The sequence below is a fragment of the Rathayibacter sp. AY1H3 genome (assembly GCF_002932015.1).
Window position 1 is genome coordinate 22,001 of record NZ_PSUU01000045.1, and the last position, 6,000, is coordinate 28,000.

Here is a 6,000-nt window from a genome sequence, read left to right on the forward strand (position 1 = left end):
TCAGCCCTGCACGGCCGGCGCGGCCGGCGCGGTCGCCTTCGCCCGGGCCGACTCCACGCGCTTGTCGTGCTTGGAGATCTCGGGCTCCCGGCTGCGCAGCTGGGCGTACAGCGGCGCCGCGACGAAGATCGTCGAGTACGTGCCGACGATGATGCCGATCAGCAGGGCGAGCGAGATGTCGCGGAGCGTGCCCGCGCCGAGGACGAACGCACCGATCACGAGGATCGCGGCCACCGGGAGGGCGGCGACGATCGAGGTGTTGATGGAGCGCACGAGAGTTTGGTTCTCGGCCAGGTTCACCGTCTCGGAGAAGGTGCGGGTCGTGCTGCCGAGCGCCTCCACGGTGTTCTCGCGGATCTTGTCGAAGACCACGACCGTGTCGTAGAGCGAGTAGCCGAGGATCGTCAGCAGTCCGATCACCGCCGCCGGCGACACCTCGGTGCCGGTGATGCCGTAGACGCCCGCCACGATCACGAGGTCGTGCAGGAGCGCGACGATCGCCGCGAGCGACATCTTCCAGGTGCGGAAGTACGCCCACATGGCCAGGGCCGCGAGGACCACGAAGATCACCAGGCCGCGCAGGGCCTGCTGGGTCACGTCGTTGCCCCACGCCGCTCCGATGAAGGAGGAGGCGACCTGGTCGGTGGGCACGTCGTAGGCCTCCGACAGGGCGTTCCGCACCGCGGTCGACTCGTCGGTCGAGAGCTGGCCGGTCTGCACGCGGATGGAGTCGTCGCCGACGATGGACACGCGCGGCACGGTCTCCGGAGCGACCGAGGTGACCGCGTCCGTCGCCGTCGCCTGCTCGAGGCTCGACGGCGAGGACACCGTGAACTGCGAGCCGCCGGTGAACTCGATGCCGAAGTTGAAGCCGCCGCGGGCGACCGTACCGAGCAGCGTGATCAGGATCAGGGCGAGCGAGACGAGGTACCACGTGCGGCGCCGGCCGACGAAGTCGATCGATCGCGCACCGGTGTAGAGGTCGTTTCCGAACTGCGAGAAGCTGGCCATCACGCGTCCTTCCCGTTCGAGTCGTTGGAGTCGCGCAGGCCGGCCGCCTCGGCGGCCTTCCGCTCGGCGATGGTCTGGCGCTTGGCCGCCTCACGGGACGCGGAGGCGCGCTTGCCGGCGACCACCTGGTCCTGCGGACGGAAGGCGGCACGGCCGCGGTAGACGGCCCCGAGCGCCCGGGGATCCAGGCCCGACGCCTTGTGCCCCTCGGCGAAGAACGGTCTCGTGGCCATCAGCTGCAGGATCGGGTGGGTGAACAGCGCCACCACGATCAGGTCGATGATCGTCGTGATCCCGAGGGTGAGCGCGAAGCCGCGGACACTGCCGACGGCGAGGAGGAAGAGGACCACCGCGGCGAGCAGGTTCACCATGTCGGACGCGAAGATCGTGCGCAGCGCGCGCCGCCAGCCGGACTCGACGGCGGACTCGAGGCCGCGTCCGTCGCGCAGTTCGTCGCGGATGCGCTCGAAGTACACGATGAACGAGTCGGCCGTGATGCCGATCGCGACGATGAGACCCGCGACTCCTGCGAGCGAGAGGCGCAGTCCCTCCCGCCAGGACAGCAGCGTGACGACGAGGTAGGTGACGATCGCCGCGACGAGCAGCGAGGCGATCGTGACGGCTCCGAGCACGCGGTACTGCGCGATGGAGTAGACGATGACGAGGATCAGGCCGATGAGGCCGGCGAGCAGGCCGCTGGCGAGCTGGGCGGAGCCGAGCGTCGCCGAGATGCTGTCCGAGCTCTGGACCTGGAAGCCGATCGGCAGCGCGCCGTACTTGAGCTGGTCGGCGAGCGTCTTCGACGACTCCTGGGTGAAGGAGCCCGAGATCTGCGCGTTGCCGTCGGTGATGGCGGCGTTCGTCGACGGGGCCGAGATGACCCGGCCGTCGAGGACGATCGCGAACTGGTTCTGCGCACCCTGCAGCGCCACGAGGCGCGAGGTCACGTCGCCGAAGGCCTGCGTGCCCTGGTCGTCGAACGAGAGGTTGACGGCCCAGGTGCCGGTGCTGGCGCCGGAGGAGGTCGTCATCAGGCCGTTCGAGGCGTCCGAGATGTCCTCGCCGGTGATCTCCACCGGGCCGAGGACGTACTTCACCGTCCCGCTGTCGTCGCAGGTGATGAGCGGCTGGTCGGCCGGGGCGAGGTTCGGGTCCTGGCCGTTGAGGAACGCGCAGTCGAACGAGGTGTACTGGGCCTCGAGCGCCGGCGTGAGGTAGGCGAGGTCGCTCGCGTTCGTCGGCGAGGCGGTCGGCTCCGTCGAGAGCGACGGGTCGACGGGCGTCGGCGTGGGCGAGGACGTCGCGTCGCCGCCGACCGAGCTGTTGGTGGCCTGGCTCGCGACGAGGACCGGGCGGAAGTCGAGCTTCGCCGAGGCCTCGATGCGCTGGAGCGTCTCGTCGTCGGGCGTGCCCGGGATCGAGACGACGATGTTGCTCGAGCCCTGGGTCGTGATCTCGGCCTCGGAGACGCCGGACGCGTCGATGCGCTGGCGGATGATCGAGACGGCCTGCGTCAGCTGCTCCGACGAGACGGTGTCGCCGTCGTTCAGCTGCGGCTGCAGGACGATCTGCGTGCCGCCCTCGAGGTCGAGGGCGAGCTTCGGCGTCCAGGAGCCGCCGCCCCAGAGGACGGCCGCCGTGTTGAGTCCGACGAGAGCGAGGATCAGGACACCGAGCCAGCTCAGGGAGCGGCGGGCCTTCCGGACGGGGGTTGATGCGGCCACCCAGGGCTCAGCTTTCTCTTCGGTCGACGGTGATCGGCCCGGGGTCGCCCGGGCGTGGAGAAGGGCGGGCGGGCGCCGATGCGCCCGGCCCGACCAGGAGACTACTGCGCGTCGGGGCGGCGGTCGCGCTCGACCGGGTCCACCAGCGGGTCGCGGTGCGCGGAGTCGCGCTCGCCGAACTCGGGCGAGCCGGTCGCGGTCAGCGGGTCGGCCTCGTCCTCGGTGTCGACGGCGACGGCGTTCTCGCTCGGGTCGATGAGGCGGGCGATCGCCTGACGGTGGATGGTCAGCAGCGTGCCGGGGGTCGACTCGATGACGATCTTGTTCGCCTCGTCGTCGATCGACACGACGGTGCCGAAGAGGCCGGAGCCGGTCATGAGCTCCACCCCCGGCTGGAGGTTGTTCTTCATGCTCTCCGCGTCGCGCTGGCGCTTCTTGTTGTTGCGGAACATGAAGATGATCATCACGGCGAGCAGCAGGACGAGCAGGATGATCGTCGGATCCATGGGTGGGCCTTCCGGAGTGGATGGGCGATCCGCCGCGCGGCCTCAGGTCGAGGCGGAGCGGATCGAGCGGCCCGTCGGGCCTAGAGAATCATAGATCATCGGGGAACAGGGGCGGCTGAGCCGCCGTCCCCCGGGGGTCGATGCCGAAGTGGCGGTAGGCGGCGGGGGTCGCCACGCGGCCCCGCGGCGTCCGGGTCAGCAATCCGATCCGCACGAGGAACGGCTCGACGACGGCCTCGACCGTCTCCGCCTCCTCCCCCACCGACACGGCGAGGGTGTTCAGGCCGACCGGCCCGCCGTCGAAGCGGGTCAGCACGATCTCCATCACCGCGCGGTCGAGCCGGTCGAGTCCGAGTGCGTCGACGTCATAGAGCTCCAGCGCCGCGCGGACGGCGGTCACGTCGGCCCGTCCGCCGTGGACCAGGGCGAAGTCCCGCACCCGCCGGAGCAGGCGGTTGGCGATGCGCGGGGTGCCTCGGCAGCGGCCGGCGATCTCTGCGATCGCGTCCGCGTCGATGTCGAGCTCGAGCAGCCGTGCCGCCCGGGCGAGCACCTGCCGCAGCTCGTCCTCCGCGTAGAACTCGAGGTGCGCGGTGAAGCCGAAGCGGTCGCGGAGCGGATTGGGCAGCAGGCCGGAGCGGGTCGTGGCGCCGACGAGCGTGAACGGGGCGAGATCCAGCGGGACGGACGTCGCTCCCGCCCCCTTGCCGACCATGATGTCGATCCGGAAGTCCTCCATCGCGAGGTAGAGCATCTCCTCCGCGGAGCGCGCCATGCGGTGGATCTCGTCGATGAAGAGGATCTCGCCGGGCAGCAGCGAGGAGAGGACGGCGGCGAGGTCGCCCGCGTGCTGGATCGCGGGGCCGCTGGAGAGCCGCAGGGGCGAGGAGCTCTCCTCCGCCACGATCATCGCGAGGGTCGTCTTGCCGAGCCCGGGCGGGCCCGCCAGCAGGATGTGGTCCGGGGTCCGGCCCTGCATGGCCGCGGCCTTGAGCAGCAGCTCGAGCTGGCCGCGCACCTTGCGCTGGCCGACGAACTCGCTGAGGTTCCTGGGGCGCAGTGCACCCTCGAAGGCGACCTCGGCCTCCGAGGCGACCTCGGCGCCCAGCACCTCGTCGCTCACGAGCGGGCCGCCGGACCGAGGCGGGCGAGGGCGAGCCGGAGCAGCGCCTGCACGTTCGCGGCGTCGGAGGCCTGCGCGTCGAGCAGGATCTCGTCGACCACATCGGCCGCGGTGCGCTCGGGCCAGCCCAGGCCGACGAGCGCCGCGAGCACGTTCTGCGCGGCGGTGGCGGCGGGACCGGAGCCGCGGGCGGCGCGCGGACGGACGGTCACCTTGCCGGCGAGCGACAGGATGATCAGCTTGGCCGTCTTCGGGCCGATGCCGCTGACCTTCCGGAACACCGCGTCGTCCTCGTCGGCGACCGCCTGCGCGATCCGGTCCGGCTCGACCGCGCCGAGCACGCCGAGGGCGGACTTCGGGCCGACGCCGGTCACGCCGATCAGCAGCTCGAAGATCTCCAGCTGCTCCTCGTCGGGGAAGCCGTAGAGGGTGAGCGAGTCCTCGCGGACGACGAGCACGGTGCTGACCGTGGTCTCGTCGCCGACGCGCATCTCGAGCGCGTGCTGCGGGGTCACGTTCACCGCGTAGCCGACGCCGTGGACGTCGAGGACGGCGAGACTCCCGCGGGCGGAGAGGACGGTGCCGCGGAGGGAGGAGATCACCGCGTCAGTCTAGATGCTCGAACAGGCGTTCGACTCGCGGCCTCGGCGGCGCGCCACGCCCGCTGCGCTGCTGTGCCGCCCGCCGCTCCGTCGGCACCGGCTCCCGCCGACCCGGAGGAGGGCGCGAGAGGGGCCCGCCAGGCGTGGCAGACGGCCAGGGCGAGGGCGTCGGCCGCGTCGGCCGGCCGCGGCGGGGCGTCGAGCCGGAGGACGCGCTGGATCATCGCGGTAACCTGGCGCTTGTCCGCGGCTCCGTAGCCGGTGACGGCGGCCTTCACCTCGCTCGGCGTGTGCATCCCGACCGGGAGCCCGCGCCGGGCCGCCGCGACGAGGGCGACGCCGCTGATCTGCGCGATGCCCATCACGGTGCTGACGTTGTTCTGAGCGAAGACCCGCTCGATCGCGACGGCGTCGGGGCGGTGCTCGTCTAGCAGTGCCTCGAGCCCGTCGCCGAGGGCCAGCAGGCGGCGCTCCAGCGCGTCATCGGGCGGTGTTCGGAGGACCGTCACGTGCACGAGGGTCGCGCGGCGGTCGCGCGAGACGTCGACGATGCCGACGCCGCAGCGGGTGAGCCCGGGGTCGATCCCGAGGACGCGCATCAGGCCGCCCTCCAGGATCGGGCCGAACTCACCGCGTCACTCCTCGTTCTCGAGCTCGGCGCGCACCTCTGCCGTGATGTCGAGGTTGGTGTAGACGTTCTGCACGTCGTCCGAGTCCTCGAGCGCGTCGATCAGGCGGAAGACCTTGCGAGCCGTCTCGGCGTCGGCCTCGACCTGGAGGGAGGCGACGAACTCGATGTCGGCGGAGTCGTAGTCGATGCCCGCCTCCTGCAGGGCCGAGCGGGCCGGGACGAGCTCGCTCGGCTCGACGCGGACCTCGAAGCTCTCGCCGTGGTCGAGCACGTCGTCGACACCGAAGTCGAGGACCGCGCCGAGCACGTCGTCCTCGGTGACGCTCTCTCCGTGGGGCACGGAGATGACGCCCTTGCGCGCGAAGTTGTAGGCGACGCTGCCCGGGTCGGCCATGGTGCCGCC

The 6,000-nt window shown here is 71.4% G+C and carries 7 protein-coding genes; all 7 read right to left on the minus strand.

Annotated elements, in window-relative coordinates:
* On the minus strand, nucleotides 1-1,011 hold the full coding sequence (gene secF / locus C5C33_RS15145) for a protein translocase subunit SecF (protein ID WP_104233316.1): 1,011 nt from the start codon (nucleotides 1,009-1,011) through the stop codon (nucleotides 1-3).
* On the minus strand, nucleotides 1,011-2,735 hold the full coding sequence (secD, locus tag C5C33_RS15150; protein ID WP_104261519.1) for a protein translocase subunit SecD: 1,725 nt from the start codon (nucleotides 2,733-2,735) through the stop codon (nucleotides 1,011-1,013). Before secD ends, secF begins: the two co-directional genes overlap by 1 nt.
* Before the next feature lie 101 nt (nucleotides 2,736-2,836).
* Complete coding sequence (yajC, locus tag C5C33_RS15155; RefSeq protein ID WP_104224768.1) at nucleotides 2,837-3,241, minus strand: preprotein translocase subunit YajC; 405 nt, start codon at nucleotides 3,239-3,241, stop codon at nucleotides 2,837-2,839.
* Nucleotides 3,242-3,329: 88 nt separating this feature from the next.
* Nucleotides 3,330-4,364 carry a Holliday junction branch migration DNA helicase RuvB gene (ruvB, locus tag C5C33_RS15160; protein WP_104224769.1) on the minus strand — a complete coding sequence of 345 codons (1,035 nt, stop codon included), beginning with the start codon at nucleotides 4,362-4,364 and terminating at the stop codon, nucleotides 3,330-3,332.
* Complete coding sequence (gene ruvA, locus C5C33_RS15165) at nucleotides 4,361-4,966, minus strand: Holliday junction branch migration protein RuvA (protein WP_104261520.1); 606 nt, start codon at nucleotides 4,964-4,966, stop codon at nucleotides 4,361-4,363. The genes ruvB and ruvA overlap by 4 nt, the downstream gene beginning before the upstream one ends.
* Entirely contained in the window at nucleotides 4,963-5,565 is a 603-nt protein-coding gene (ruvC, locus tag C5C33_RS15170; RefSeq protein WP_104225338.1) for a crossover junction endodeoxyribonuclease RuvC, read from the minus strand. Before ruvC ends, ruvA begins: the two co-directional genes overlap by 4 nt.
* Nucleotides 5,566-5,601: 36 nt before the next feature.
* Nucleotides 5,602-6,000, minus strand: a 399-nt coding sequence (locus C5C33_RS15175; protein ID WP_181136264.1) for a YebC/PmpR family DNA-binding transcriptional regulator, incomplete at its 5' end; no start/stop codon positions are given.

What these genes read in the sequence shown, in the direction of transcription:
- secF (WP_104233316.1), bottom strand. Translation starts at nt 1,011, where the DNA reads ATGGCCAGCTTCTCGCAGTTCGGAAACGACCTCTACACCGGTGCGCGA.
- yajC (WP_104224768.1), bottom strand. Translation starts at nt 3,241, where the DNA reads ATGGATCCGACGATCATCCTGCTCGTCCTGCTGCTCGCCGTGATGATC.
- ruvC (WP_104225338.1), bottom strand. Translation starts at nt 5,565, where the DNA reads ATGCGCGTCCTCGGGATCGACCCCGGGCTCACCCGCTGCGGCGTCGGC.